We start from the raw sequence: 26,065 nt of genomic DNA, 5'->3' as shown, positions 1-26,065 counted from the left end.
TCCGGATGTGTCAGTCGGTGGTGGTGAGGCCCAGCCGCTTCATGCGGTCGTGCAGGGTCTTGCGGGGAATATTGAGGGCGAGCGCGGCGGCGGAGACGCGGTTGCCGGAGGCTTTCAGCGCATCCTCGATGACGAGGCGCTCCACCCGGTCCAGCAATTCGTTGAGGCTCGGCGCGGCGGCGGCGCCGCCGGTGAAATCGGGTGCGAGGAAGCCGAGCATGTGGCGCTCGGCGGCGTTCTTCAGCTCGCGCACATTGCCCGGCCAGTCCGCCAGCATCAGCGCGCGCCTGAGGGAGGGTGGAACCTCCACCACCGGCCGCTGATACTTCACCGCCGCCTGCACCAGGAACAGCTCGAACAGGAGCGGGATGTCCTCCCGCCGCTCACGCAGGGGCGGGAGGGAGAGCTTCACCACGTCGAGGCGGAAGAACAGGTCTTTCCGGAAGCGTCCGGCATCGGCGAGCGCGCCGAGGTCTTCCTTGGTGGCGGCGATGACGCGCAGGTCCACCGGCACCGGCGTGTTGGAGCCCAGGCGCTCGATGCGCCGGTCCTGCAGCACGCGCAGCAGCTTCACCTGCATGGCGAGGGGCATGCTCTCCACCTCGTCGAGGAAGAGGGTGCCGCCGGAGGCGTGCTCGATCTTGCCGATGCGCCGCTTGCCGGCGCCGGTGAAGGCGCCGGCCTCGTGGCCGAACATCTCGCTCTCGAACATGCTCTCGGGGATGGCGCCGCAATTGACCGCCACGAACGGCTTGTCGCGCCGGACGCCGCCCTCGTGCAGGGCGCGGGCGACCTGCTCCTTGCCGGCGCCGGTCTCGCCCAGCACCAGCACGTCGGCGCTGGTGGAGGCGAGTTGCGCCACGTCGTCCCGCAGCCGCCGGATGGCCGCCGACTGGCCGACGAGATGCCGCTCGATGGCATCGCCCCGGTCGAGGGCGGTGCGCAGGCGCCGGTTCTCCAGCACGAGGGCGCGCTTCTCCAGCGCGCGCTTCACCACCTCCACGAAGGCGTCGCTCACGAACGGCTTCTCGATGAAGTCGTAGGCGCCCTCGCGCATGGCGCTGACCGCCATGGCCACGTCGCCATGGCCGGTGATGAGCACCACCGGCAGCTCCGGATCGCGGCGGCGGATATCCGCCAGCAGCTCCAGCCCGTCGCGTGCGGGCAGGCGCACGTCGGTGACGACGATGCCGGGATAGTCCCGGCCGATGGCGGGCAAGGCGGCCTCTGCGCTGGCGAATGAGGCCACGTCGATGCCGGCGAGGTCCAGCGTCTGCTCGATGGAGAGGCGGATCATCTCCTCGTCGTCCACCAGCAGAACCCGGGGGCGGCTGGCGTGGCGAGGGGCTTCGGCCTCGGCGGAGAAGGCGCGTTCAGGAAACATGGCGCAGCGGCTCCGCGGGAAGGGGCAGGTGTGCTTCGGCCTCGGCCGCATCCATTGCGAGATCGAAGGCGGTGCCACCTTCTGCGCGGGTACGGGCGGTGAGGGTGGCGCCGAAGTCGCGGGCGATGGCGAGGGAGATGGGCAGGCCGAGGCCCAGCCCCTCGCCCGCCGGCTTGGTGGTGAAGAAGGGATCGAAGATGCGCTCCGCCGCGCCATCCGACAGCCCCGGTCCATTGTCCTCCACCGTGAGCACGATGCGGCCGCCTTCCCGGTAGGAGACGATGCGGACCCAAGCTTCCGGCCGCCCCTTCACCGCGTCGAGGGCATTGCCCACGAGGTTCACCAGCACCTGGCTGAGGCGGATGGGCTCGAACATCACCTGCGCGGCGTCGGGGTCCAGTGCGCTGACGACGCGAGCGCCGGATGCGCGCAAGCGCGGGGCGAGGATGGCGAGGCTTTCCGCCAGCACCGCCGCGGCATCCACCGGCCCCTTCTCGCTGGAGGTGCGGCGGGCGAAGGCGCGCAACTGGCCGGTGATCTTGCCGAGGCGGTCCACCAGCGCGGCGATGCGGGCAAGGTTCGCCTCCGCATCCTCCTCGCGGCCGTGCTGGAGCAGCTTGGCGGTGTTGTCGGCCAGCGCCCGAAGCGCGGTCAGCGGCTGGTTCAGCTCGTGGGTCACGCCCGCCGCCATCTGGCCGAGGGTCGCCATCTTGGCGGCCTGCACCAGCTCGTCCTGTGCGGCGCGCAGCTCGCTTTCGGCGCGGCGCCGCTCCTCGATCTCGGCGGCGAGCCGGGTGTTGGCGGCTGAGAGGTCGGCGGTGCGCTCCACCACCTTGCCTTCCAGCTCCCGATGGGCGGCGGCGAGGGCCGCCTGCGCGGCAAGGGTTTCGCGGGCGCGCTTGAGATGCTGGCGCCAATAGAGGCCGACGAGGCCGAGAATGACCAGCGCCAGTGTCATGCCGATGCGGGCGGAGCGCCCGGCCAGCACCACCGGCGCGGCATCGGTGAAGAGCTGCAGCTGCCAGTCGTAGGTGGGCAGGTCCTTCTCATCGCGGAGGACGAGGCCGGCGGGGCTGATGTCCGAGCCCGACAGCACCTTAAGGCCACCTTCGTCCTCGCCCCGCCCCATGCGCAGCAGGGGATAGGACTTGTGGCCATACTGGCGGGTGCGGGCCATTTCGGCGGCGGCGGTGGCGTCGATGGGCCGAAGCGCGCGGAACTTGAACTTCGGGTCCGAGGCAAGGAAGACGATGCCGTGCTCGTCCGCCACCAGCACGGTATCGGCGGCCTCATGCCAGACCGCTTCCAGCGGGTCGAGATTGACCTTGGTCGCCACCACGCCGGCCACCTTGCCGTCCACCATCACCGGCGCGCTGATGAAATAGCCGGGCACGCCGGTGAGGGTGCCCACCGCATAGAAACGGCCGGTGCCGCCCGCCATGGCCTCGGTGTAATAGGGGCGATAGCTGAAATCCGTCCCCACATAGGTTTCCGGCGTGTTCCAGTTGGAGGCGGCGATGGTCATGCCGCCCGGCGCCAGCAGATAGAGCACGGTGCCGCCGGCGGCGCGGTTCAGCGTTTCGAGATAGGCATTCACCTGCGCCACTTGTTCGCCATCCGAGGGGGTGGCAAGCAGGCGCTTCACGTTTTCATCGAGAGCGGCGGCGGCGGGCAGATAGCCGAACCGCTCGATGGCGCCTTCGAGGCTCTGGGCATAGATTTCCGCCCGGTGGCGCGCATCCGAGGCGAGGCGCTCGCCCACCCGCGCCTCGGCCATCTCTCCGGCTTCCAGAACGGCGAAAACCGCAGCCGCCGCCAGCAGGGCGGACAGCACGGCGCCGAGGGCCGTGATGCGGTTCGGTCGCATGGAAATTCCGCGTCCTCAAGGTCGTGCGGCCAGGCCTCGCGCGGCCCGGCCTGCAAGCATTTTCGAGCGAAGGGGATACCGGTTCGCGTGAAGAAAATGCGCGAACCCGGTAACCTGCCCGGTAACCTGGGGCGTTTCCCGATCCCCTGAAAAGACGGAAACGCTCCAGGCGGGGGATGCTGGTCCGCCCTCAGTCGGTGGTCAAGCCTTTGACCTCGACCTCCTCGAAGCGGTGCTGCTCGGCGGTGACGAGGGCGGACAATTCCCGCTTCAGCTCGTTGAAGGCGGTCGAAGCCGAATCCCGCGGGCGCGGCAGCTCCACCCTGATGTCCCGCTTGATGGTGCCCGGCCGGTAGGTGAGCACGACGATGCGGTCCGCCAGATAGATGGACTCCTCGATGGAGTGGGTGACGAACACGATGGTCTTGCCCGTCGCCGACCAGATGCGGATGAGTTCGTCCTGCAGCGAGCGGCGGGTGAGGGCGTCGAGCGCGCCGAACGGCTCGTCCATCAGCATCACCGGGCTGTCGAGCGCCAGCACGCGGGCGATGGCGACGCGCTGGCGCATGCCACCGGACAGGTCCTTGGGGAAGCGGTCGCGGAATTCCGCGAGCTTCAACATGGCGAGCAGCTCGTTCACCTTGGGCTCGATCTGGGCGCGGCCCATGCCCTTGATCTCAAGGCCGAAGGCGATGTTCTGCGCCACCGTCATCCACGGGAACAGGGCGTATTCCTGAAACACCATGCCCCGGTCCGGCCCGGGATCCTTCACCGCGCGGCCGTCCACCGTGATGGTGCCGGTCGTGGGTGCCGAGAAGCCGGCGATGGCGTTCAGCAGGGTGGACTTGCCGCAGCCCGAGGGGCCGAGCAGGCACACGAACTCGCCCTCATTGATGGTGAGGTCGATGTCCTTCAGGGCGACGATCTCGCCGCCGGGGATGACGAAGCGCTTGTCGACGTCCGACACCACGATGTGCGGCCGGGCGGCGTTCGCCAGCACGGCGGGGGAGGGGGCGGGCATGGTTGCGAGGGGCGTTGCGGTGGGCATGGCGTTCCCTACGATTCCAGGCCGCGATGCCAGCGCAGCAGATGATTGTTCAGGCGGCTGACGGCGAGATCGATGGCAAGGCCGATCAGGCCGATGGTCAGCATTCCCGCGATGATCTTGTCCGACCAGAAGTATTCCCGGGCCTCCAGGATGCGGAAGCCGAGGCCGTTATTGACCGCGATCATCTCGGCCACGATCACCACGATGAAGGCGGTGCCGATGCCGATGCGCGCGCCCGACAGGATGTAGGGCGTGGCCGCCGGCAGGATCACCCGCCGGAAGATGGTGAGGCGGCTCGCCCCGAGGCTGCGGGCGGCGCGGATATAGATGCTGTCCACGTGCCGCACGCCGGCGATGGTGTTCATCAGCACCGGGAAGAAGGCGCCGATGGCGATGAGGAACACCGCCGGCGCATTGCCGAGGCCAAACCACAGGATCGAGAGCGGGATATAGGCGATGGGCGGAATGGGCCGCAGCACCTGCATCAGCGGATTGACATAGCGATAGATGGAATCGCTCGTGCCCATGAATAGGCCGAGCGGTAGCGCGAGGCCCGCGCCCACCACGAAGCCCATGACCACCCGCGAGAGGCTGGCGAGGGAATCATGGATCAGCTCTCCGGAGAAGATCCACGCGATCTTCGATTCCGTTGCCGGGTCGAAGGGTTCGAGGGGGGCGAGGTAGCTCCACCAGCGCGCCGCGACGGCGGCGGGGGAGGGGAGCACCATGGGGTTCACCCAGCCGGCCGAGCAGGCGATCTGCCAGAGCAGCACCACGGCGACGGGCACAAGCAGCCCCTCGCCGAGCGCCTTGAAGCGCGAGATGTTCATGGGGCCGCCCTCACTTCACGCCGTTGGCCGACTTGGCAGCGTTGAGCAAATCGAGCTTCACCCAGTCCTCGGCCTTGGCGGGGGCGGACATCTTGCCGACGCCGTACTTGGCCATCACGTCCGTGGTCTTCTGGATGTGGTCGGCGCTCATGTCGAGGGAGTAGGGCGAGTTGGCGAGGGCTTCCTGGAATTCCTCGCCGGTGAGCTGGCCCTTGAATACGTCCTGCGTCACGAACTTCTCGGCGGCCTTGGGGTCGTTCATGAAGGTCTTCTGCGCCTTCACGAAGCAGTCCATCAGCTTCTTGGCCGTCTCGGGGTGTTCCTTGTAGAACTTCTCGCTCATCACCAACGTGCGGATGGGCGAGCCGATGGGCGTGTCGTAGGGCTTCAGCACTTCCACGCCGAAGCCGCGGGCGATGGCCTGCGCGGACTGCGGCTCGGTCTGCATGATGGCGTCCACCTGCTTCTGCAGCAGCGCCTGGTTCAGGTCGGGATAGCCGAGATAGACGATGGTGATGTCCTTGGCGGACATGCCGTTCTTGCCCAGTTCCGCGGCCAGCAGCACTTCCTGGATGGAGCCGCGGGTGACGCCCACGCGCTTGCCCTTCATGTCGGGCACCGACTTGATGCCGCTGTCGGGGGTCGCCAGAAGGCGCGCGCCCCCGCTGGCGAAGCCGCCGACGATGTAGATGGGCGCGCCGTTGCCACGGCCGGAAATCGCCGCCTCGGAGGCGGTGGCGCCTACGTCCAGCTCGCCGGCGAGGATCGCCTGCATCACGTCCGGACCCTTGGGGAAGAGCTTGAGGTCGATGGTGATCCCGCAGCTCGGCGCGATCTCCTTCATGTAGGAGACGCCGGCGAAATGGGCGAGCTTGAGGTTGCCCACCCGCACCGTCTCCTGGGCCGAGACCGCGCCGGCCGCCGCGGCGGACATCAGGACGGCGGACACAAGGGTGGCGGTGATGCGAAGTCGTTTCAGCACGGCGTTTCTCCCAGGGAGCCCGGCATTGGTGCCGGTTCGGATGATGCGCCAGCCTTTGCACCGCGCATGCCACCCTTGCGGAAGGCGCGGGGCTTTCATGAGTCCTTGAAATGAAACAACGTTTTCCCGGGCTGCCCGCATGGGGATGGCGGAAATCCGCCACGCGGGGTGCGGGCGCGGCGGAAGTTCGCCGCGTGGCGCGCGCCCGTTCCCGTGCCCGAAACCACCTCAAATTCTCCCCGCCCTGACCGTTCGCCTGTAGGCGCGGCGTAAGCTGAGCCTTGCAACGTCCGTGACAGAGCATCAACGGACGAGCGGACATGGGATCTGCACTCGTGAGCAGCGCACGAATCTGGCGCCGGTCTTTTCCGTTGGGGAATGGATGGCCGCATCCGCAGCGGCCATCGATGGTCCTCATCAGCCCCGGGCGGGCGCAGCTTCGAGCCCGCGGCGGCCGCGCCGCAGCAGCAGGGTGAAGGCGAGGCCCGCGAGGGCCGTGCCCGCGCCGGCGAGGGAGACGGCGGGATAGCCGAGGCCGGCATCGATCACCGCCCCGCCCAGCGCCGCGCCCAGCGCATTGCCGAGGTTGAAGGCGCCGATATTCATCGCCGAGGCGAGGTGCGGCGCCTCGGACGCCTCGTGCACCACCCGCATCTGCAGCGGCGGCACGAGGGCGAAGCTGGCGATGCCCCAGAGGAAGACCAGCGGCACCGTGGCGAGGTGCGAGCGCATGCCCGGCACGAACAGCACCAGCAGCACCGCCACCGCCGTCAGCGAGCCGATGAGCGTGCCGTCCAGCGAGCGATCGGCGAAGCGCCCGCCCAGCCAGTTGCCCAGCGCGAGCCCCAGCCCGTAGACCACCAGCATGGCGGTGACGAAGCCGGAGGCGGCGCCGGTCTCCACCTGCAGGATCGGCGCGATATAGGTGAAGACGGTGAACATGGCGCTGGAGCTGACCACGGTCAGCAGCAGCGCGGCGAGCACCGGGCCGCGCATGAGCACCTTCAGTTCGGCGCGCATGTCGCTCTCGCCCTGAACCTCCAGCGGCGGAAGGGAGAGGCGCACCGCCACCATGGCGATGGCACCGATGACGGCGATGCCGAAGAACGCCATGCGCCAGCCGACCACCTCGCCCACCCACGCCGCGAGCGGCACGCCGCCGATGGTGGCGATGGTGAGGCCCGAGAACATGGCGGCGACCGCCCCGGCGCGCTTGTCCGCCGGCACCACGCTCGCCGCAACCACCGCGCCGACGCCGAAGAAGGCGCCGTGGTTGAAGGAGGTGACGATGCGGCCGGCGAGCAGCATCCAGTAGCCGTCGGCGAAGGCGGAGATGAGGTTGCCCACGGTGAAGATGCCCATGGACAGCACCAGCAGCCGGCGACGGGGCATGCTGGCGAAGGCGAGCGTCATGATGGGCGCGGTCACCAGCACGCCGAAGGCATAGGCGCTCACCAGCAGGCCGGCGGCGGGAATGGAGACGCCGAGGTCCGAGGCGATGATCGGCAGCATCCCCATGGGCGAGAATTCGGTGACGCCGATGCCGAAGGCGCCGATGGCGAGCGCCACCAGCGGCAGGTTGATCTTCATGGGAGGGAACTCCGGGGCAAATCGTGTTGCCACGGAATATGGTTGACATTGCAGTGCAGCAATAGAGACGATCCGGGTCCAGCATCTGTGCGCCGGAGTCACGAATGGACCGCCCCGACCGGACCGGAGAGATGGCCGCCTTCCTCAAGGTCGCGTGTGCCGGCAGCCTCTCCGGGGCGGCCCGCGAGCTGGGCCTCACCCCCTCGGCGGTGAGCCGCATCCTGGCCCGCATCGAGGCGCGGCTGGGCGTGCGCCTGATGGTGCGGACCACCCGCCAGTTGCGTCTCACGGAAGAAGGCGAGGCCTATGCCCGCGCCGCCCGTCGCATCCTCGCCGACATCGATGAGACGGAGGCGGCGCTGGCCGACCGCGCCAATCCGCGCGGGCGCATCCGGGTCAGCGCCTCCATGGCCCATGGCCGCCTCGTCATCGTGCCGCTGCTCGGCGAATTCGTGGCGCGCTATCCGGACATCGAGGTGGAGATGGAGCTGAGCGACGAGATCGCCGACGTGCTTGGCGGGCGGGTGGACGTGGCCATCCGCTTCGGCCCCCTCGCCGACAGCCCGCTGACCGCCCGCCGCCTCGGTGAGACCGGGCGCACCGTCATCGCCGCGCCGTCCTATCTCGCCCGCCACGGCACGCCCCGCGTGCCGGCGGACCTTGCCCGGCACAATTGCCTCGATTTCAGCTTCCGCCGCATCGAGCCCGGCTGGCCGTTCCGCGAGGACGGGCGCGACTACATGCTGGAGGTGAAGGGCAACATCACCGCGAACAATGGCGAGACGCTGGTGCAACTCGCCGCGCAGGGCGTGGGCATCACCCGCGTAGGCAATTTCCACATCGATGAGGCCAATGCGCGCGGCGAATTTGCCAGCGGCGCGCTGGTGCCGCTGCTCGAAGCGTTCAACCCGCAGGACCGGGAAAGCATCCACGCGGTGTTCGTGGGCGGCGCCAACACGCCGGCCCGCGTGCGCGTCTTCGTGGATTTCCTCGCCGAGAAGCTCCGCCGCGCGCCGCCGGCCTGAGCGTCGCGATCGGGCGGGGCGGATCAGCCCTCGGCCAGTTGCACGCGGTTGCGGCCTTCGGCCTTGGCCCGGTAGAGCGCCATGTCGGCGCGGCGCAGCGCTGTCGCCAGCGGCTCGCCCTGCGCGGCCAGGGCGGCGCCGAGGCTTGTGGTGACGCGATGCCCGGGGGGCAGGCCGGGCCAGCTCAAGTGCTCCGTCGCTTCCCTCAGCCGCTGGGCGACGCGCAGCAGGCTCGCCGCGTCGGCCGCAGGCATCAGCAGGCAGAATTCCTCGCCGCCGATCCTCCCGCACAGATCCGCGGGACCGGCGCACGACGCCAGCACCGCCCCGAATCGCCGGATCACCTCGTCGCCGGCCGAATGGCCGAACCTGTCGTTGATCGCCTTGAAATGATCGAGGTCGCAGATGAGCAGGCCGATGCCGGAGCCCGGCGGCGCGGCGTCCGCGAGGCGCTCCGCGCGTTCGAAAAAGGCGGTGCGGGTGAGGACGCCGGAAAGGCCGTCCCGCTCCAGCCGCCCGGTGGCCTCGGCGATAACCTCCGTTACCACGAGCGCGAGCAGCGCCACGCCGAGCATCAGCGAGAGGATGCTGCCGGCCGTCTGCGAATAGCGGGCATAGGCGCTCGTCAGATAATCGCGGACGCCGTTGTCGGCCCCGTCGAGCGGAATGAGAACCGCCTTCGCCGCGAACTGCAGCGCGCAGAGCCCCAGCACGCCGGCAAGCACAAGGTCCACCGCGCGCCCGGGCGAATGCCGCAGCACCGTGCCGGCGGCGAAGGCGAGCATGGCCGCGAAGGGCAGTTGATAGGTTAGCGCCTGCGCCCATCCTCCGCGCGGGAGATCGACGCCGGCGAGCGCCGTGAAGGCCACCGCGAGGAGCGCCGCCGCACCGGGCCAGCCAAGGCGCGAAGCGGGCCGGTAGTGGCGCAGCATTCCGGCCGCGATGAAGAAGACCGCCGCCATGAGCGATCCGAACGAGAGTGTGGACGCGAGCCTGACGGAGGGGATGCCGGGCGCCAGCGCCTCGATGAGGACGGTGGCGGCGGCGCAGGCGAAGGCGGCGGCACACCATCGCCCCAGCCGGACCGAAGAGCGCCTGGAGACGGCGAGAAACGCCGCAGCGAAGGTCAGGCCGATCGCGCAATTGATGAGCAGCAGAAATGTGGCGTCGGTCATGGGGAGTCGGTCATGGTGCGCCCGGGTGCCGTCCTTGGCTTCCTGTCGCCGGCGAGGCGCGTTGCATAGTTACCACAATCCCGGACGATCGATCATGCCCCTCGGTGACGCCGAGGGGGCGAGCGAGGTCGGCGGTAACGGATTGATGTCAGGCAAGCCCAAAGGATATCGAGCTTTTTCCGACGTAGGCCGAAATTGCGCCCGCATTTCGATACCGCCAGTTTAGAGATATTCTATATCAATAAGGGGGCTCCGCCGATTGACAAAGCGGGGCCGCTCACCCCCAATCCGGGCTCATTAGCGGCGATTTGCGGGCCCTTCGTGGGCCGGGCGGGTGCCGTTCAGGCTTTCGGCAGTCGCGCGACCCTGATCGGGGCTTCGCCGCTGGCTGTGATCTGGGGGATTTAGAGATGCTGGATACCGTGTTTCGGACCGCCGCCCGCGGCAGAAGCGGGGACCTTCCGGGCACGCGGACCCTTCTCGGCCGCTATCTTCTTGCCGGCGTCGCCGCCGGTGCGCTGCTGGGCGCGCCCATGCTCGGCACCGCGCACGCGGCCGACATGGCCACCAAGGCGCCGGCCGCTGCCCCTGCGGAAGAGGAGGCGGAGCCCTCCATCGCCCCGCAGCTCGGCTGGCTCGGCGACTGGGGCGGCTACCGTCCCAAGCTGGCGGAAGCCGGCATCAAGGTCGGCGTGAACTATATTGGCGAGCTCTGGCGCAACACCGAGGGCGGCCTCGGCACCGGCACCGCCTATAACGGCCGCTTCCAGTTCTCGCTCGATGCCGATCTGGACAAGCTGTTCAACTGGAAGGGCGCGACCTTCCACGCCAGCGTGCTGCAGATTCAGGGCTCGGGCTTCTCCGGCCAGTATCTCGGCAACATCATGGGCGTCAGCAATGTGGACGCCCTCTCCACGACCCGCCTGTTCGAGCTCTACATCGAGCAGGCGTTCGGTGACGGCAAGTCCTCCATCCGCTTCGGCCAGCTTTCCGCCGATTCGGAATTCGCCATCTCGGACAATGGTTCGCTGTTCCTGAACTCCACCTTCGGCTGGCCGGCTCTGTTCGCCGCCGACCTGCCGAGCGGCGGTCCCGCCTATCCCCTCGCCACCCCCGGCGTGCGTGTGAAGTGGGTGCCGAACGACGAGTGGACGGTGCTCGTCGGCCTGTTCAACGGCAATCCCGCGCCCTGCTGCGGCGACCCCCAGGAAGAGAACAAGTATGGCCTGAACTTCATCGTCGATCAGGGCGTGTTCGTGATCGGCGAAGTGGCCTACAGCTACAACAAGGCGGAGAACGCCGCCTGGCTGCCCGGCACCGTCAAGGTCGGTGGCTGGTACAATTCCAACTCGTTCAACAGCCAGGTCTACGACATCTTCGGCGTGCCGCTGGCGAGCCCCGCTTCCATCGGTCTCGCCAAGCAGATCCAGGGTGACTACGCCTTCTACGCCATCATCGACCAGATGATCTGGCGCAAGCCCGGCACCAAGGACAAGGGCATCAGCGTCTTCGGGCGTGTGACGGCGGCGCCCAGCGAGCAGAACCAGCTCGGCTTCTACTGGGATGGCGGCATCACCTTCAAGGGCCTCGTCCCGGGCCGCGAGGACGACGCGTTCGGCGTCGCCTTCGGCAATGCGCGGGTGACCAACGCCGCCCAGCAGGCCGACCTCTACACCGCGCTCTACAACGGGTCCTACTATCCCATCCGCAGCAGCGAGACGGTGCTGGAAGTGACCTATTCGGCGCAGGTGATGCCCGGTTGGACCATCCAGCCCGACTTCCAGTACATCTGGAATCCCGGCGGCGGCGTGCTCAACCCGAACGATCCCCTCGGCATCTCGCTGGTGAAGAATGCCGCCGTGTTCGGCGTGCGCACCACCATCAACTACTGAGCATTCCAAGAAAAAGCCGGGCGGCCGCGAGGTCGCCCGGCTTTTTTGCGTCTGGCGTAATGGCTTGCGCTCAGCCCGCGGTGGGAGCCACCTCGAACAGGCAGTGGTCGAAGCCCTCAGCGGCGCATTGCACCTCGCGGGCCTGAAGCCGGCGCGGCGCGCCCGCCTGCTCGCACACGAATTCCAGCGCCCCGGCAAGCCACGGCGCGAACATGTAGCAGAGCTTGCGGTCCGCCCCCTTCGTCGCGTCCGTGACGAAGGAGGAGTGATCGAGCCGGATCGTCGCCGTCCCCGCCGCCGGGTCGAGCGCGAGGATGGAAAAGCGCCCCCAGCCGCGCTGCGACAGCCGTTTCATGTAGTGCGCGAATACGTCGGCGCCGGAAAGGCCATAGACCTCGGCCTGCCGTTCGCACCACACGAAGGCCGAGAGCCGGCCTGCCGGCGCCAGCGCCGCGTCGAACGCCTCCGCCCCCAGTGCCGCCTCGATGGCGAGGTGATTGTTGTTGTAGAAGTGCTGCGGCACCAGGATCATGGGCATCTTGTCCACGAACCAGCGGCCTGTCTCGGGGTCCACGTCGATCTCGACTTCGGGCTTCGCCATGGGTTCCTCGCTCCGGCTTGATGCACTGTCATGCCCCGGCGTGTCCCGGGGGGCCACTTTCCCGCTCGCCCGGTTCACGAATGGATGCGCCGTTTTGTCGGCCCGGTGGATCCCCCGGACAAGCCGGGGGATGACGACCGTTCAAAGCACCACAGCGGGCAACCTCAAAGAGTCTTCCTCACTTCCCCCACACATCCTTGAGCAACTGCAGCCAGTTGCCACCCATCACCTTCTCGATGCGCCCGGTGGACCAGCCGCGCTCTTCCATCGCCGCAGTGAGGTTGGGGAAGTCGCCGATCACGCGGAAGCCCTCGGGATTGATGACCTCGCCGAAGTCGGTGAGCTTGCGGCCGGTGCCCTTGTCGTGGGTGATCCAGTCGAAGAAGGGCTTGCCATAGCCCTGGGTGAAGTCGGTGCCGACGCCCACCATGTCCTCGCCGGCGATGTCGATGACATATTCCATCGCCTCCACATAGTCGGCGACGGTGGAGGCCGGCCCCTTCTTCAGGAAGGGCGGGAACATGGTGACGCCGATGAAGCCGCCCTGGTCGGCGATGAAGCGCAGCTGCTCGTCGGTCTTGTTGCGCGGATGCGCCTTGAGGCCGGCCGGCAGGCAGTGGGAATAGGCGACGCGCTGCTTCGAGGCGAGGATGGTGTCTTCCGAGGTCTTCGGCCCCACATGGGAGAGATCGCACAGGATGCCGAGGCGGTTCATCTCCGCCACCACGTCACGGCCGAAGTCGGAGAGGCCGCTGTCGCGGCTCTCATAGCAGCCGGAGCCCACCCAGTTCTGGGTGTTGTAGGTCATCTGGATGATGCGCACGCCGAGCTCGTGGAACAGCTCGAGATATTCGAGGTGGTCCTCGATGGCGGTGGTGTTCTGCCAGCCGAGGATGATGCCGGTCTTGCCCTCCTGCTTCGCCCTGAGGATGTCGGCGGTGGAGTAGACCTGCGAGATGAGGTCCGCGTTGGCGGCGAAATCCTTCTTCCACCGAGCGATGTTGCGCATCGTATCGGTGAAGTTGTCCCAGATGGAGCAGGTGCAGTTGGCGGCGGTGAGGCCGCCCTTGCGCATGTCCTCGAACACCGGGCGGGAGAAGTCGGAGATGATGAGCCCGTCGATGACGATGAGCTTGTCGTGGAGGTCGGACACCGGGTTTCCCCCTTTATTGGACGCGAGAATGCAGGAAAGGCTCAGGCCGGCACCAGCGTGCCGGCGTCGGGATGCCAGGAGACGCGCACCGGCTGGCCGGGCTTGAGCGGCGCGGGGCCGCCCACCGCGGGCGAGGGGCGGCGCGCGATGAGGACGAGGCCGGAGGCCGTCGCCACGCGATAGTCGATGACGAGGCCGCGATAGGTGGCGAGGTCCACCACCGCCGAAAGGGCGTTGTGGTCGGGCTCGTCTGCGTCGAGTGCCAGCCGCTCCGGCCGCAGCGCGAGGGAGAGATCGCCACCGACGCCCACCGGATGCACGCGCACCTCCTCGCCGCTGGCGAGGCGGAAGCGGCCGACGCCGGCCAACTCTCCGGGCAGCAGGTTCGTCACGCCCATGAACTCGGCGGCGAAGCGCGAGGCGGGGCGGCCGAAGAGATCGTCCGGCGAACCCTGCTGCTCGATCTTGCCGGCGCGCATGAGCACCACCCGGTCGGCCACTGACAGCGCCTCGTCCTGATCGTGGGTGACGAAGATGGTGGTGATGCCGAGCTGCTGCTGCAGGGTACGGATCTCGGTCTTCATCTCGTGGCGCAGCTGCGCGTCGAGGTTGGAGAGCGGCTCGTCCAGGAGCAGCACGTCCGGCTCGATGACGAGGGCGCGGGCCAGCGCCACGCGCTGCTGCTGGCCGCCGGAGAGCTGCTTGGGCAGGCGCTCGGCGAGGTGGGAAAGCTTCACCCGGTCGAGGGCGGTCTTCACCTTTGCCATTATCTCGGCCTTGGGGAGCTTGCGCATCTCCAGCCCGAACGCGACGTTCTCCGCCACGCTCATATGCGGGAACAGCGCGTAGTTCTGGAAGCCGAAGCCCATGTTGCGTTTGTTCGGCGGCAGGTGGGTGAGGTCGCGCCCGCCCACAAGGATGCGCCCCTCGGTGACGGGGATGAAGCCGCCCACCATGCGCAACGTCGTGGTCTTGCCGCAGCCGGAGGGGCCGAGCAGCGCCACCAGTTCCCCCTCGCCGATGGTAAGGGACACATGGTCCACGGCGGTCATGGCGTCGTAGCGCTTGACGATGGATTGCAGCACGACATCGGACATGGAGCTCGCTCCTCAGAAGGCGCGGGAGAGGCGGGCGTAGCGATCCGAGACGAGGAGCAGCACGCCGATGATGAGGATCTGCACGGTGGCCACCGCCGCCACCGTCGAATCCAGATTCCATTCGAGATAGGAGACGAGCGCGATCTGCAGCGTGGTGCGCCCCGGCCCCACGAGGAAGATCGACTTCTCCAGATCGATGAAGGAGATGACGAAGGAGAAGAGCGCCGCCGCCACGATGCCCGGCTTGATGATGGGCAGCGTCACCCGGAAGAAGGTGGTGAGCCGGCCCGCCCCCAGCGATTGCGCCGCCTCCTCGTAGGAGGGGCTCATGCCCACCAGCGAGGCGGTGACGAGGCGCACGGTCCACGGCAAGGCGATGAGGCCGTGGGCGACGAACAGGCCCGGCAGGGTGCCGGAAATGTCCACGTCCAGCAGGATCTCCAGCTCGATGAAGGCCATGAACAGCGCGGCGCCGCCGACGATGCCCGGCACCACCATGGGCGACAGCAGCAGGGTCTGGATGGCGTCGCGTCCGGGGAAGCGGTAGCGCACCAGAGCAAGGCTCGCCGGCACGCCGAGCGCCAGCGAGAGGGCCACCGCCACCAGCGCCGTCTCGACGCTGGTGATGAAGCCGTTGCGGAAGGAGTCGAGCTGCCAGGCGCGCACATACCAGTCCAGCGTGTAGCCGGTGGCCGGGAAGGAGAGGATGCGGTTGGCGAAGAAGCTGACCCAGATCACCGCGCCCAGCGGCAGCACCACGAAGGCGAGCACGAGGGCGGTGATGGCGGCATAGATGCGGTTGACGGCGAGAAGTCCCATCGGTTCCTCACTCGCTCCAGCGCCGGTAGCGGCGCTGCACCAGGACGTTGGCGGTGGTGGTGAGCACCAGGGTCACCGCCATCAGCACGAAGGCGAGCGCCGCGCCGAAGGGCCAGTTCATGGCCTTGGCCACCTGCTGGTAGACGGTGGGCGCCATCATGTGGAAGCTCGGCCCGCCGATGAGCACCGGCGTCGCATAGGCGTTCATGGAGAGGATGAAGCAGAGCATCGTCCCCGCGAGGATGCCGGGCAGAGCCAGAGGCAGCACCACGCGGCGGAGAACCGTGAGGTGGGAGGCGCCGAGCGACTGGGCGGCGGACTCAAGGTTCGCGTCGATGCCCTCGATGACGCTTTGCAGCGTCACGATCATGAAGGGCAGCAGCACCGAGACGAGGCCGATGACCACGGCGGTGGGCGTGTACATCAGCTTCACCGGCGAGATGCCGATGGCGCCGATGACGGCGTTGAACAGGCCCTTGTCGCCGAGGATGACCATCCACGCGGCCGTCCGCACCGCATTACCCATGAGGAGGGGCAGCACGATGAGCAGGAGCAGCCGCCCCTTCCATTTGTCGCTTGCCTGCCGCACCAGGAAATAGGCGACCGGGAAGCCCGCCACGAGGCAGAGGAGGGTGGAGAGGGCGGAGATCCACAGCGTGGTGCCCAGCACCTCCTGATAGAAGCTGTCGGCGAAGAAGCGCGCGTAATTGTCGAGCGTCAGCGCCTCCACCATCATCTGCCCCGGCACGAAGCGGTTCAGCGAATAGCGGAACATGAGCGCGAGCGGCCCCATCAGCGCCAGCAGCACGAAGATCGTGGCCGGCGCCGTGAGGCCGTAGGCGGGGGCGAGCCGCCGCCCCTCCCGCCCGCGCAATGCGGGCGGGGAAGCTGTCGCCACCGGCGCAGTGGCGCCGGAGCTTGCGGAGGAGGTCATGTCGGCCTCGCTCAGCGGGCGATGTTCTTGTTCCACCACTCCAGCCATTCCGCCGTATTCTTGGCCACGTGCGCGTAATCGGGGAACTTCAGTGCGGCGGCTTCGGCGGCGGTGAAATCCACCTTCGCCTTGAGCTCGGGCGAAAGCTCCGCCTTGCTGTTGGCCGGGGCGTAGAAGCTGGCGCCGGCAAGGCCGGCCATGGCCTTGGGGTCCAGCATGGCGTTGAAATAGATCAAGGACAAATCCGGGCTCGGCGCCTTCTTGGGCAAAGCCGCGCCGAACATCACCGCGATGGCGCCCTCGGACGGGTAGCCGATGGCGAGGGGGGCGCCGTCATTGGCCCATTGCAGGCCGCGCGCCTTGTAGTTCACGGCGATGTCCACCTCGCCATTGACGAGGCCCGCGCCGAGCTGCTGGTGCGCGGCGTAGATGCGCGGCTGGGTGAGTTCCTTCAGCTCGATGAGGCGGGCCTTGCCTTCTTCGGTATTGGTGACGTTGCCGCCTTTGATGAGGCCGGCCATCATGATGTAGTTGAAATAGAGCTGGTTGGTAAGGCCGATCTTGCCGGCCCATTTCTTGTCCCACAGCTCGGCATAGGACTTGGGCGGGTTCGGCACCTTGTCCTTGTTGTAGATGATGGTCACGCCGCTATAGAGCCACGGGACGAAGAAGGGCTTGGACTTCAGCGCCGGCACCACGTCCGCATAATTGGGCACCTTGGAGAAGTCGATATTGTCGATCACTTCCTGCGCGTAAAGCTCGACGCTGTCGCCCTCGTTGATGTGGATGACGTCGATGGTGCCGCGCCGCAGCCGCTTCTCGGCGATCAGCTTCGCCTTGCGCTCGGGCTCCATGCCGAGGTCGCGGACGATCTTGATGCCCTGGCTCTCCACGAGCGGGGCTTCCACGAACTTGATGGTGCGCTCGTTCCAGTCGCCGCCCCAGTTGGAGACGACGAGGGTCTTGTCCTGCGCGCGGGCAAGGCCCGGCAGGGAGACGGCGGCCGCGCCCGCGCCGAGGCCGGCAAGGACGGCGCGGCGGGAGGGGGCGCCGGTGAGCTGGTCGATGAGCTTGGTCATGTTCGCCTCTGGATTATGATTTGAAGTCGAACGCAGAAGCCGGCGGCGCGGGAAGCGCCACCGGGAAGTCACTCGTGTGCGAACGCCCTTTCCCCACTTCGACCGACCGTCATCCCCCGGCTTGTCCGGGGGATCCACGGGTGGGCCGGGGCGGCTCCCGTCCTGCGGTGGTGGCTTGGGCGGCCGGGTGGATGCCCCGGACAAGCCGGGGCATGACGGCGGTTCGAGAAGGTCACGCGGCCGCCTTGGACTTGCCGCCCACCTCGTCGAGATAGGCGATGCAGCGCTCAAGCGGTTCCACGTCGGCGAACTTGGCGTCGATGTCGAACAGGTTCCACGCCACTGCGCCGGGCACGCGGTCACCGATGCATTCCTTCACCGCGATGGTGCGGAAGCCCTCGGCGAGGCCGTCGCACAGCGTAGTGCGCACGCAGGCCGAGGCGGTGACGCCGGTGACCAGGATGGTGTCCACATTGTTGGCGCGCAGGAAGCCGGCGAGATAGGTGCCGTGGAAGGCCGAGGCCCGCTTCTTGATGAGCACCTGCTCGCCCGCCACCGGTTCGATGCGGCTGTCGATGGCCCACAGCTCGGGCTTGGCCTGATCCACCACGTCGATCGGAATCTTGTGGTGCCACAGGCCCATGTCGGTGGCGGCCTTGGTTTCGTCGGTCACCTGGTAGCAGGTGGTGACGTGGACCACCGGATGGCCGTTGCGACGGCAGGCGGCGAGCAGCGCCTGCACGCCGGGGATGATCTCGTCATCGATCTTGTCGCAGGTGAACGGGTTGCCCGGCCGGGTCCACGCATTGGCAAGGTCCACATTGATGAGTGCCGGCCGCCGGCCGAAGCCGACCCGCCGCTGGAAACCGTTGCGCTGATAGAGCTGGGTTGCCTGCTCGAAGGCGCGCGTCAGCGCTGCGTCGAGGTCTTCCTCGAAGGCCATGTCCTTGATCCCTGATGATTTTCCGCCCGTTGCCACCGGGCTCGCAGGGCAAAGAGTGAGCGAGGTCGCGTGGCTTGGGAAATTCTAATTTCGGCGTTATTGATGATTTTTCCGGTATGAATTCTCATGCGCTTCGATCTTCGCCACGTCCGCTGCTTCGTGCTCCTCGCCGAGGAGCTGCATTTCGGCCGCGCCGCCCAGCGCGCCCACATGACCCAGCCGGGCATGAGCCGCCTCATCCGCGATCTGGAGCAGGACGTGGGCGTGCCCCTGTTTGCCCGCACCACCCGCACCGTGGTGCTCACCGAGGCCGGGAAGGCCTTTCTCGCGGAAAGCCGGGAGGCGCTGGCGCGGCTGGAGCGGGCGGTGAGCCGCGCGCGGCGTACGGCGGGCGGCGAGGTGGGCGTGCTGCGCATCGGCTACATGGACTTCGCCATCAACGGCCGGCTGCCGGAATTCCTCAACAGCTTCAGCCGCTACCGGCCGGAGATCCGGCTGGAACTGTCCTTCACCCCGACGCTGCAGCAGCAGGAGGCGCTGCTGGCGGAGCGCATCGATATCGGCTTCATGATCGGCCCGTTCGAGGAGGCGGGCATGGAGAGCTACGCCTTCGACGACAACCGCTACGTGGCGCTGCTCCCCATCACCCATCCCCTCTCCAACGTGCGGGTGCTGCGCCTCGCCGACCTCGCCGACCAGCCGTTCGTGCTGGGCTCCGGCGAGAACTGGGGCGCCTTCCGCACCGCCTTCTTCGCCGTCTGCCACCGCGCGGGCTTCACCCCGCGCATCGTGCAGGAGGCGTCGTCCTCCGAAGGCATCTTCGGGCTGGTGGCGGCGGGGGCGGGGGTCTCGGTCTATGCGAGCTGCGTGCGCAACCTGCAGCGGCGCGGCATCGTCATCCGCGATCTCGACGACGTGGCAGACAAGCTCGTCACCTGCGCCGCCTGGGCGACCCCAATTCGCGCGCCGGCCGTGACGGTCTTCACCGAATACATGCGGCGGGTGTGGGGCGGGACGTAGGGCGGGAGTTCGCGCCACGAGCATTCAGGCGACGCGGGTGTGCGTCGTTGCTTCCGCTCAATCGCCGCGCGGGCTTTTGGGGGCGGCGCAGCCCCCTCAGCGCGCCTTGGGATAGAGCGGGGCGAGACCCCGGGCGGTGCGCGCCTTGGCCGGCTTCAGGGCTGCCTTGCGCTCGGCGGCGAAGGCGGAGCGGAAGCCGTGGCCGTCCCACGTGTCCCCATCCCCCGCATACAGATGGCGGCTGATCTCGTGCAGCGCGGCCGCCATGGCCGGCGTGCGGGCCGAGGCGGTGCCCGCATGGCCCGGCCCTGAGGCACGGTTCCATTCGAGATAGGCGCGATAGGCGGCCGTGGCGTGGCCGGCCTTGCAGGCGGCCTCCACCGCGCCGGCGGCGGTCTTCTCGTCCGGCACTGCGAGCCGCGGCCGGCGCACGGCGGGGCGCGCCGGTGCCGGGCGGCCAGGGCGCGCGGGGCGGGCGGCAACCGGCCCGGGCGGCGGCTCGGCCATGGCGCGGGCATTGCGCCCGGCGCGCCGGCCGGAGAACAGGAGGAATCCGCCGATCATCACCACCACCAGCGCGATGGCTGCGATATCACGCAGAGGCAGGGGGCCGGCGTCGTCGGCCGGTGTCGCCTGCGGCTTGGGTGCGTCTTTCGCCGGCGCGGGGGGCGGGGTGATGCCGGCGGGATCGGCCGCTCCCGCCACCTGCAGCGTCACGGGCGGCAACTGGGCCGTCTCGGCGCGGTTGGTGGTGATGTTCCACCAGGGCACGGTGATGGCGGGCAGCGTGATCGATCCGGCACGGGTGGGCACAACGCTGATGTGGACTTCCGCGATGGCACCGGGCGCGCCGCCCACCTGCGCCGCCTCGGGATGCTCCTCGTCGGCATACTGGCGCACGCCGTCCGTCTCCGCCGGCTTCAGCGGCGGCAATTGGGCGGGGCTGGCGCCCTGCACCTCCAGCCGCAGCGTGCGGGTGAGGGCGACACCCACCTTCGCCTTGGCCGGCGGGCTGCTCCAGGTCTCCTTGAGGCCCACCGCGCGTGCCGGCAGGAACCAGCCGGTGACGCCGGCCGGGCGGGGCAGGATCGTCACCTCCACCGGATTGGCGAATACCGTGACCTTGCGGCCCGCATCGAAGCCGCCGCCGAGCCACGGCATGGCGGGGCGTCCCATAGCCCGCGCCTGCTCCTGCGCCCCGGGCGGGGACACGGGGATGGAGGCGCGCAGGGCCACCGAGGAGATCTGGATCGTGCCAGTGCGCTGCGGCCGCATGATGTAGCGCAGCTCCACCACACGGTAGCGCTGGCGGCCATAGATGCGGGAAAAGCGCTTCAGCGTCCCGTCGGGGGTGAAGGTGGCGCCCTCCGCCGCCGGCTGGTCGGCCGAGGCCTCCAGGGCGCCCACGCGGTCATACATGCGCACGACCACGGGAATTTCGCTCTGGAGGTAGAAGGGCGGCGTGCCCAGCACATCCACGGAGAGGGCGATGGGGCCGTCGTCAGGCGGCTCGGCGGTGGAGCCGGGCGCCACGTCCATCTCGATGGGCGCGCTCGTCTCGCTGCCGAGGGTGAGGGCCGGGATGACGAGATGGCCGGCCCGCTTGGGCGCCAGCGTCAGCACCCACTCGTTCACCTCCACCATGCGGCCGTTGACGCTCTCCATGCGGCTGCGCTTGCCGCGGTCGAGAATCTCGAAGTCCCTGTTGAGGGGGCTGATGTTGGGCGGCTCCAGGCTGTCCCGCCCGATCACGCTGAGCACCAGCTCGAAGGTGTCGCCCTGGTCCGCCGGCGGCTTTTCCACCGTAGCCTTGAACGATGCGGCGGGGGCGGCCGTCGCCCACAGCGCGAGGGCGAGCGCGAATAGGCAGGTGCGGAGCGCCGTGCGGATCATTGCGCATCCCCCTCGGAGAGGAATACGGGTCCGCCGGTATATTGGGCACGGATGCGCGCGCGCAGCAGTCCGCCGGGATCGTCCGGCACCTGCCGCAGCGCCTGCTCGCGGCTCTGGTCGTCGTCGCTGAAGGCCACGGCTGGCGGCGCCTGGGGCGTGGGCTGGGGCGGCTTCGGCTGCGCGACCTGGGAGGGCGCGGTCGGGGGCGCGGAAAAAGCGGCGTTGGGGTCCTGCTTCGCCGCGTCCTGCCCGTTCTCCTTGTCGTCCGGCATGGGCGGGGGCGGCGCCTTCGGCGTCACCGGCGCGGCGGGAACGTCGCCGGCCATCACCTCCGGCTCCTGCGGCGGCTGCGATGGGTCCTGCGGCGCCAGCGGGGGCGGAGGGGAATCGGGCGGCGGCGCCTGCTTGGCCTGTTCCTGGGGCGGCGGCGACTGGGGTTGCTGCTGGGGAGGCTGTTGCTGTGCCAGCTCGGACGGACGGCGCGGCGGCAGCGGCGCAGGCGGGGGGAGCGGACCCGGCTGCGGGCTGTTCTGCGCGTCCTGCGGCTTGTCCCCGCCGGGCTTCTGGTCCTGCTTCTGCTTCTGGTCGGACTTGGGGTCGGGCTTCTGGTCCTTGTTTTGGTCCTGCCCACCGCCGCCGCCGGCCTGGTTCTGCTTTTGGTCCTGTTTCTGCTTGTCTTCCTCTTGCTTCTTCTTCGCGTCGATCAGTTTCTGCACCAGATCGCGGTTGAACTTGGCGTCGGCATTGTCGGGGTTGGCGGCCAGCGCCTTGTCGTAGGCGGCCACCGCCTGCTCCAGCTGCCCAGCGCGCGCCAAAGCGTTGCCGCGGTTGTAATCACCGCCCGGCAGGCGGGAGAGCGCGGCGGCGGCGCCGGAATAGTCGCCGGCCTTGTAGAGCGCATTGGCCTTCCAGGTGGGGTCTTCGAACTTCTGCGCGGCGGCGGCGTAGTCACCCCGGGCGTAGTCCGCCGCGCCCTGCTGGTCGGGGCGCCACCACATGTCGGCCCAGCTCTGCGGCAGGGATTGCGTCAGGTTCTGTGGCAGCGTCTGCGCCTGCGCCCGCTGCGGCGCCGCGAGGCCGCCGAGGGCGGCAAACGCGAGGACGGCGATCCAGCCGCGGCGGAAGGCGAGGGGGGCGAGCAGCACGGCGAGGAGCAGCACGTAAGGCCCCATGTCCGCCCACACGTCGGCGGTGAAGCCCTCGCTGTCGGTGACGGCGCCGTTCGAGCTGGCTGCGGGGGGCAGGGCATAGGCGATGTCGCGGTCGTCGGCGGTGAGCGGCGTATAGGCACCCTGTCCGGCCGTGGCGATGGCCGTCAGCGCCGCCGTGTCCAAAGCCGGCGCGCCATTGGCGCCCTCCGCGCCGACGCCGATCACGTTCACTTTGTAGCCTTCAGCCGCGGCCGCCTTCGCCGCCGCCTGCGTCTTGGCCGGTTCGTCGCCCGGCCCGTCGGTGACGAGCAGGATGCGTCCGCTCATGGCGCCGGCGCCCTTGAGCAGGTCCACGGCCATGGCGATGGCGGCCTGCGGGCGGTTGGCATTGCCGCGCATGAGGCTGGTGGAAAGGTCCGGCAGCATCTGCGCCACCACGTGCGCGTCCTCGGTCAGCGGCGCGGCGGCGAACGGGATGTCGGAATAGAGCACCAGCGCCACCTCGCTGCCGCGCATGCGCTGCAGCACGTCGGCGATCTTGTAGCGGGCGGCGACGAGGCGCGAGGGGCTGGCGTCGGGGGCGTTCATGGTCGGCGCCAGATTGACCGCGATCACCAGCGGATCGAGCCGGCCCGTCACCGGCTGCGGCAGCTTCTGCCAGGTGGGGCCGGCCATGGCGAAGACGGCGGTGACCCAGCCGGCGAAGAGCAGCACGGCCGGCCATTGGCCCGAGGCACGCCGCCCCGGCAGAGCGAGGTGGGCGAGGAGGTGCGGGTCCACCTCGCGCGCCCAGTCATTGCTGCCCTCGCGCAGCCGGCGATGGAGCAGGGCGGCGAGGATCGCCGCCGGCAGCAGCGCCAGGAGCCATTCCGGCCGCAGGAAGTGGAAGCTCGCCATCAGCGCGCCTCCGCAACCGGCAGGGACGGGGCATCGGTCGCCGGCGCATCCTGCGGCGCGGGCGCCTCTGCCGCGCGGCGGGTCGGCATCCGCAGCAGCAAGGCGGCGGCGAACAGGAAGCTTGCGACCAGCGCGGCGCCGAGCGGCCAGAAGAACAGGGTGAGGGCCGGCCGCACATATTGCGGATCGCCGGCCACCGGCTCCAGCTTGTCGATCTCGGCATAGATGCCGGCGAGGCCCTGCTGGTCGCGGGCGCGGAAATACTTGCCGCCGGTGAGGCCGGAAATGGCCTTGAGCGCGCCCTCGTCGAGGTCCGAGGACGGGTTCATGGGCGCGCCGGGGACGAACTCCCCGGCATCGGAGCCGACGCCGATGGTGTGGATGCGCAGATGCTCCTTGGCGGCGATGGCCGCGGCCTGCAGCGGATCGAGCACGCCGGAGGTGTTGGCGCCGTCGGTGAGCAGCACCACCACCCGCTCTTTGGCCGGGCCGTCGCGCAGGGTCTTCACCGCGAGGCCGATGGCGTCGCCGATGGAGGTGTTGCGCCCGGTCATGCCGATGGTGGCTTGGGCGAGCAGATCGCGCACCACCCGGCGGTCGAGGGTGAGGGGCGCCTGCACATAAGCGCGGGTGCTGAACAGGATGAGGCCCACCCGGTCGCCGGCACGGCGGGCGATGAAGTCGTCCGCCACCTGCTTCACCACCTGCAGGCGGTCCATGGGCTTGGTGAGGGCGAGGTCGCGCTGCGCCATGGAGGCGGAGAGATCGATGACCAGCATGATCTCGCGCCCCTCCACCGGAACCTCTACCGGTCGGCCCACATAGATGGGCTGGGCGGCGGCGACCACGAGCAGCGTCCAGATGAAGGCGAGCGCGGCGAGGCGCGTCTTGCTCCAGGCCGGCCGGGCGGGCGTCACCAGCCCGGCCCGGGCGAGGGCGGCGAAGAAGGGCAGGCGCAGCGCGCCGGCCTTCTGCTCGCGGGCGCGCGGCACCACGAAACGGGCGAGGAGGGGGGCCGGCAGCAGCGCCAGCATCCAGGGCCAGGCGAGCGTAATCATCGGCGCGCCCGGATGTGGCGCCGCACCGCGTCGGCGAGGGCGGAGGGGGTGATGCTGCCGGCGGCCACCTGCTCCGCCGTCTGCGGGGGCATGTAGGGCGCCCGCGCGAGGAAGGCGGCCTCCCGCGGGGCGAAGGGCGCGCGGCCGGTGACGAGCTGGCGGGCCCAGGCCTCGCCGGTGAGCGTCGCCTTCGCCTCTCCGGATTCCGCGCGCACCAGACGGCGCAGCACGTCCGAGGCGGCGACCGCGACGGCGTGGGTGTCGTCCGGTCCGGCGCGGCCGACCTCGGCGTCGAACATCTTCAGGGCCTTGTAGGCGAGCGTCTGCCGCCAGCGCCATTCGCGCACGGCGAGGATGAGGAGCACCAGCACCACCAGCCCGGCCAGCACGTACCAGCCCGGCGCCAGCGGAAAGAGCGGCACGTCGGCGGGCAGATGGATGTCGCGCAGCGCCGCCAGCGGGTCCTCGGCCGAGCCCGGCACCGGCGGGGTGGGCGGCGCTCCGTTGAGGAAATTCGGCGTCTGGAAATTGGGCGGTGTCGCCGCCGGGGCGCCTCCGGGCGCGATGAGCGGGGTGGGGCCGGCGGCGGCCCCCGGCGCGGTGGGTGCGGGGGGAATGGCGGGGGTGGTCATCGCGCCACCGTCCGTCCTGCGCCGGGCGCAATGGCCCCGGCTGCGCCCGCCCGGGCCGAGGCCGCCGCCTGCCGCATCCGCTCGGGATTGAGAACTTCCGCCGGGTCGCAGCCGGTCTCGAGGTCCATCAGGGTGAGGCCGCGCTCGCGGCAGAGCCGCTCCAGCGCGCCGCGGCGTTCGGCAAAGCGGCGGGCATAGCCCTCCCGCTGCGCCGCGCGGCTGTCGTCGAGCCGGGCGACCGATACGCCGTCGGTGACGGGGAAGACGCCGCCGGAGGGCATCTGCGTCTCCAGCCGGTCATAGACGAACAGGCAGGTGACATGTCCGTCCAGCGCGATGCGGCCGAGTTCGCGGGCGGCGTGCTCATCGAGATCGGCGAAATCGGAGACGAGGAAGATGAGCGTGCCGGGCTTCACCAGCGGCCGCAGCCGCGCCAGCGCCTCCGCCAAAGTGGGTTCGGAGCCGGGCGGGCCGAGGCGCTCGGCGGTGGCGTCGGCGATGGAGCGCACGAAGGCGAGGATGCGCCGGCGGGTGCGCTCGGCCCGCAGTGCGATGATGCCGGACGGGGAGAGGACCAGCCCGCCCACCCGGTCGCCGCCGCCGATGCCGATCCACGCCAGCACGGCGGCCGCCTTGGCCGCCAGCACCGACTTGAAGCAATCGCGGGTGCCGAAGCGCATGGAGGCGCGGGCATCCACCAGCACCAGCACCGGGCGCTCGCGCTCTTCCTGAAACAGCTTGGTGTGCGTCCTTCCGGTGCGGGCCGTGACCCGCCAGTCGATGGTGCGCACGTCGTCGCCGGGATGGTAGACGCGCACCTCGTCGAACTCCATGCCGCGGCCGCGGAAGGAGGAGCTGTGGCCCCCGTAGAGCTGGCTGCTGACGCGCTTGCCGCCCGAGAAGCCGCCCTGGACGCGCGGACGCGCCGCCACCAGGTCAGCGAGGCGGGCAACGACGCCCCGGAGCGGATCGCGCTCGGCCATGGAGTGTGTCGC

At 69.3% G+C, this 26,065-nt stretch carries 22 protein-coding genes; 3 read left to right on the top strand and 19 right to left on the bottom strand.

Annotated features, from left to right (window positions below):
• Positions 1–10 precede the first annotated feature (10 nt).
• The 6 genes from FHT36_RS13445 to FHT36_RS13420 all read right to left on the bottom strand — a co-directional run bounded on the left by FHT36_RS13445 (position 11) and on the right by FHT36_RS13420 (position 7,701).
• A complete protein-coding gene (locus tag FHT36_RS13445; protein ID WP_169123000.1) occupies positions 11–1,384 on the bottom strand; it encodes a sigma-54 dependent transcriptional regulator in 1,374 nt (457 codons plus the stop codon).
• A complete protein-coding gene (locus FHT36_RS13440) occupies positions 1,374–3,251 on the bottom strand; it encodes an ATP-binding protein (protein ID WP_169122999.1) in 1,878 nt (625 codons plus the stop codon). Before FHT36_RS13440 ends, FHT36_RS13445 begins: the two co-directional genes overlap by 11 nt.
• 190 nt (positions 3,252–3,441) lie before the next feature.
• Positions 3,442–4,272, bottom strand: a complete 831-nt coding sequence (locus tag FHT36_RS13435) for an ABC transporter ATP-binding protein (protein WP_246702230.1) — start codon at positions 4,270–4,272, stop codon at positions 3,442–3,444.
• A gap of 35 nt (positions 4,273–4,307) precedes the next feature.
• On the bottom strand, positions 4,308–5,129 hold the full coding sequence (locus FHT36_RS13430) for an ABC transporter permease (RefSeq protein WP_169122997.1): 822 nt from the start codon (positions 5,127–5,129) through the stop codon (positions 4,308–4,310).
• A 10-nt stretch (positions 5,130–5,139) separates the two neighbouring features.
• Positions 5,140–6,111 carry an ABC transporter substrate-binding protein gene (locus FHT36_RS13425; RefSeq protein ID WP_169122996.1) on the bottom strand — a complete coding sequence of 324 codons (972 nt, stop codon included), beginning with the start codon at positions 6,109–6,111 and terminating at the stop codon, positions 5,140–5,142.
• 417 nt (positions 6,112–6,528) lie between these two features.
• Positions 6,529–7,701, bottom strand: a complete 1,173-nt coding sequence (locus FHT36_RS13420) for an MFS transporter (protein ID WP_169122995.1) — start codon at positions 7,699–7,701, stop codon at positions 6,529–6,531.
• A gap of 104 nt (positions 7,702–7,805) precedes the next feature.
• Here FHT36_RS13420 and FHT36_RS13415 point away from each other — a divergent pair, with 104 nt between their 5' ends.
• On the top strand, positions 7,806–8,726 hold the full coding sequence (locus tag FHT36_RS13415; RefSeq protein ID WP_210257740.1) for a LysR family transcriptional regulator: 921 nt from the start codon (positions 7,806–7,808) through the stop codon (positions 8,724–8,726).
• 23 nt (positions 8,727–8,749) lie between these two features.
• Here the strand turns inward: FHT36_RS13415 and FHT36_RS13410 are convergent, their stop codons facing one another.
• Positions 8,750–9,901, bottom strand: coding sequence for a diguanylate cyclase (locus FHT36_RS13410; protein WP_169122994.1), 1,152 nt, complete (start codon positions 9,899–9,901; stop codon positions 8,750–8,752).
• A 410-nt stretch (positions 9,902–10,311) separates the two neighbouring features.
• Between FHT36_RS13410 and FHT36_RS13405 the strand changes: the two genes are divergently transcribed.
• Entirely contained in the window at positions 10,312–11,793 is a 1,482-nt protein-coding gene (locus tag FHT36_RS13405) for a carbohydrate porin (RefSeq protein ID WP_169122993.1), read from the top strand.
• 70 nt (positions 11,794–11,863) lie between these two features.
• On the opposite strand, the gene FHT36_RS13400 is transcribed toward FHT36_RS13405, so the two are convergent.
• The 7 genes from FHT36_RS13400 to FHT36_RS13370 form a co-directional block, all read right to left on the bottom strand.
• Positions 11,864–12,394 carry a 4-vinyl reductase gene (locus tag FHT36_RS13400; protein ID WP_169122992.1) on the bottom strand — a complete coding sequence of 177 codons (531 nt, stop codon included), beginning with the start codon at positions 12,392–12,394 and terminating at the stop codon, positions 11,864–11,866.
• Between the two features lie 178 nt (positions 12,395–12,572).
• Complete coding sequence (locus tag FHT36_RS13395; protein WP_169122991.1) at positions 12,573–13,547, bottom strand: dipeptidase; 975 nt, start codon at positions 13,545–13,547, stop codon at positions 12,573–12,575.
• A gap of 41 nt (positions 13,548–13,588) precedes the next feature.
• Positions 13,589–14,644, bottom strand: a complete 1,056-nt coding sequence (locus tag FHT36_RS13390) for an ABC transporter ATP-binding protein (RefSeq protein ID WP_169122990.1) — start codon at positions 14,642–14,644, stop codon at positions 13,589–13,591.
• Positions 14,645–14,656: 12 nt separating this feature from the next.
• Positions 14,657–15,463, bottom strand: a complete 807-nt coding sequence (locus tag FHT36_RS13385; RefSeq protein WP_169122989.1) for an ABC transporter permease — start codon at positions 15,461–15,463, stop codon at positions 14,657–14,659.
• Positions 15,464–15,470: 7 nt separating this feature from the next.
• Complete coding sequence (locus FHT36_RS13380; protein ID WP_246702207.1) at positions 15,471–16,397, bottom strand: ABC transporter permease; 927 nt, start codon at positions 16,395–16,397, stop codon at positions 15,471–15,473.
• A gap of 11 nt (positions 16,398–16,408) precedes the next feature.
• Positions 16,409–17,476, bottom strand: a complete 1,068-nt coding sequence (locus tag FHT36_RS13375; protein ID WP_169122988.1) for a PotD/PotF family extracellular solute-binding protein — start codon at positions 17,474–17,476, stop codon at positions 16,409–16,411.
• A 232-nt stretch (positions 17,477–17,708) separates the two neighbouring features.
• The gene (locus FHT36_RS13370) at positions 17,709–18,419 is read right to left on the bottom strand and encodes an isochorismatase family protein (RefSeq protein WP_169122987.1); all 711 of its coding nucleotides are present in this window, start codon (positions 18,417–18,419) and stop codon (positions 17,709–17,711) included.
• Between the two features lie 126 nt (positions 18,420–18,545).
• On the opposite strand from FHT36_RS13370, the gene FHT36_RS13365 reads away from it, so the two are divergent.
• Complete coding sequence (locus tag FHT36_RS13365; RefSeq protein WP_169122986.1) at positions 18,546–19,439, top strand: LysR substrate-binding domain-containing protein; 894 nt, start codon at positions 18,546–18,548, stop codon at positions 19,437–19,439.
• A 96-nt stretch (positions 19,440–19,535) separates the two neighbouring features.
• Here FHT36_RS13365 and FHT36_RS13360 read toward each other — a convergent pair whose 3' ends face one another.
• From FHT36_RS13360 to FHT36_RS13340, 5 genes are read right to left on the bottom strand one after another with little or no spacing between them, the layout of a single operon-like run.
• The gene (locus FHT36_RS13360) at positions 19,536–21,332 is read right to left on the bottom strand and encodes a BatD family protein (protein WP_169122985.1); all 1,797 of its coding nucleotides are present in this window, start codon (positions 21,330–21,332) and stop codon (positions 19,536–19,538) included.
• Positions 21,329–23,380 (bottom strand): VWA domain-containing protein, encoded by a 2,052-nt coding sequence (locus FHT36_RS13355; protein ID WP_169122984.1) that lies wholly within the window; start codon positions 23,378–23,380, stop codon positions 21,329–21,331. The genes FHT36_RS13360 and FHT36_RS13355 overlap by 4 nt, the downstream gene beginning before the upstream one ends.
• On the bottom strand, positions 23,380–24,438 hold the full coding sequence (locus tag FHT36_RS13350) for a VWA domain-containing protein (RefSeq protein WP_169122983.1): 1,059 nt from the start codon (positions 24,436–24,438) through the stop codon (positions 23,380–23,382). The genes FHT36_RS13355 and FHT36_RS13350 overlap by 1 nt, the downstream gene beginning before the upstream one ends.
• Positions 24,435–25,070, bottom strand: coding sequence for a DUF4381 domain-containing protein (locus FHT36_RS13345; RefSeq protein ID WP_169122982.1), 636 nt, complete (start codon positions 25,068–25,070; stop codon positions 24,435–24,437). The genes FHT36_RS13350 and FHT36_RS13345 overlap by 4 nt, the downstream gene beginning before the upstream one ends.
• A complete protein-coding gene (locus tag FHT36_RS13340; protein ID WP_169122981.1) occupies positions 25,067–26,053 on the bottom strand; it encodes a DUF58 domain-containing protein in 987 nt (328 codons plus the stop codon). The genes FHT36_RS13345 and FHT36_RS13340 overlap by 4 nt, the downstream gene beginning before the upstream one ends.
• Positions 26,054–26,065 lie beyond the last annotated feature (12 nt).

Source organism: Xanthobacter sp. SG618 (assembly GCF_012932745.1).
GTDB classification, from domain to species: Bacteria; Pseudomonadota; Alphaproteobacteria; order Rhizobiales; family Xanthobacteraceae; genus Xanthobacter; species Xanthobacter flavus.
This window is presented reverse-complemented; position numbering and strand designations above follow the sequence as displayed.

Bases quoted from the DNA above. Each gene is read 5' to 3' on its own strand.
- FHT36_RS13385 (WP_169122989.1), bottom strand. From the start codon at position 15,463: ATGGGACTTCTCGCCGTCAACCGCATCTATGCCGCCATCACCGCCCTC.
- FHT36_RS13360 (WP_169122985.1), bottom strand. From the start codon at position 21,332: ATGATCCGCACGGCGCTCCGCACCTGCCTATTCGCGCTCGCCCTCGCG.
- FHT36_RS13420 (WP_169122995.1), bottom strand. From the start codon at position 7,701: ATGAAGATCAACCTGCCGCTGGTGGCGCTCGCCATCGGCGCCTTCGGC.
- FHT36_RS13375 (WP_169122988.1), bottom strand. From the start codon at position 17,476: ATGACCAAGCTCATCGACCAGCTCACCGGCGCCCCCTCCCGCCGCGCC.
- FHT36_RS13435 (WP_246702230.1), bottom strand. From the start codon at position 4,272: ATGCCCGCCCCCTCCCCCGCCGTGCTGGCGAACGCCGCCCGGCCGCAC.
- FHT36_RS13340 (WP_169122981.1), bottom strand. From the start codon at position 26,053: ATGGCCGAGCGCGATCCGCTCCGGGGCGTCGTTGCCCGCCTCGCTGAC.
- FHT36_RS13345 (WP_169122982.1), bottom strand. From the start codon at position 25,070: ATGACCACCCCCGCCATTCCCCCCGCACCCACCGCGCCGGGGGCCGCC.
- FHT36_RS13400 (WP_169122992.1), bottom strand. From the start codon at position 12,394: ATGGCGAAGCCCGAAGTCGAGATCGACGTGGACCCCGAGACAGGCCGC.
- FHT36_RS13390 (WP_169122990.1), bottom strand. From the start codon at position 14,644: ATGTCCGATGTCGTGCTGCAATCCATCGTCAAGCGCTACGACGCCATG.
- FHT36_RS13415 (WP_210257740.1), top strand. From the start codon at position 7,806: ATGGACCGCCCCGACCGGACCGGAGAGATGGCCGCCTTCCTCAAGGTC.
- FHT36_RS13410 (WP_169122994.1), bottom strand. From the start codon at position 9,901: ATGACCGACGCCACATTTCTGCTGCTCATCAATTGCGCGATCGGCCTG.
- FHT36_RS13440 (WP_169122999.1), bottom strand. From the start codon at position 3,251: ATGCGACCGAACCGCATCACGGCCCTCGGCGCCGTGCTGTCCGCCCTG.
- FHT36_RS13370 (WP_169122987.1), bottom strand. From the start codon at position 18,419: ATGGCCTTCGAGGAAGACCTCGACGCAGCGCTGACGCGCGCCTTCGAG.
- FHT36_RS13365 (WP_169122986.1), top strand. From the start codon at position 18,546: ATGCGCTTCGATCTTCGCCACGTCCGCTGCTTCGTGCTCCTCGCCGAG.
- FHT36_RS13355 (WP_169122984.1), bottom strand. From the start codon at position 23,380: ATGGCGAGCTTCCACTTCCTGCGGCCGGAATGGCTCCTGGCGCTGCTG.
- FHT36_RS13405 (WP_169122993.1), top strand. From the start codon at position 10,312: ATGCTGGATACCGTGTTTCGGACCGCCGCCCGCGGCAGAAGCGGGGAC.
- FHT36_RS13350 (WP_169122983.1), bottom strand. From the start codon at position 24,438: ATGATTACGCTCGCCTGGCCCTGGATGCTGGCGCTGCTGCCGGCCCCC.
- FHT36_RS13380 (WP_246702207.1), bottom strand. From the start codon at position 16,397: ATGACCTCCTCCGCAAGCTCCGGCGCCACTGCGCCGGTGGCGACAGCT.
- FHT36_RS13445 (WP_169123000.1), bottom strand. From the start codon at position 1,384: ATGTTTCCTGAACGCGCCTTCTCCGCCGAGGCCGAAGCCCCTCGCCAC.
- FHT36_RS13430 (WP_169122997.1), bottom strand. From the start codon at position 5,129: ATGAACATCTCGCGCTTCAAGGCGCTCGGCGAGGGGCTGCTTGTGCCC.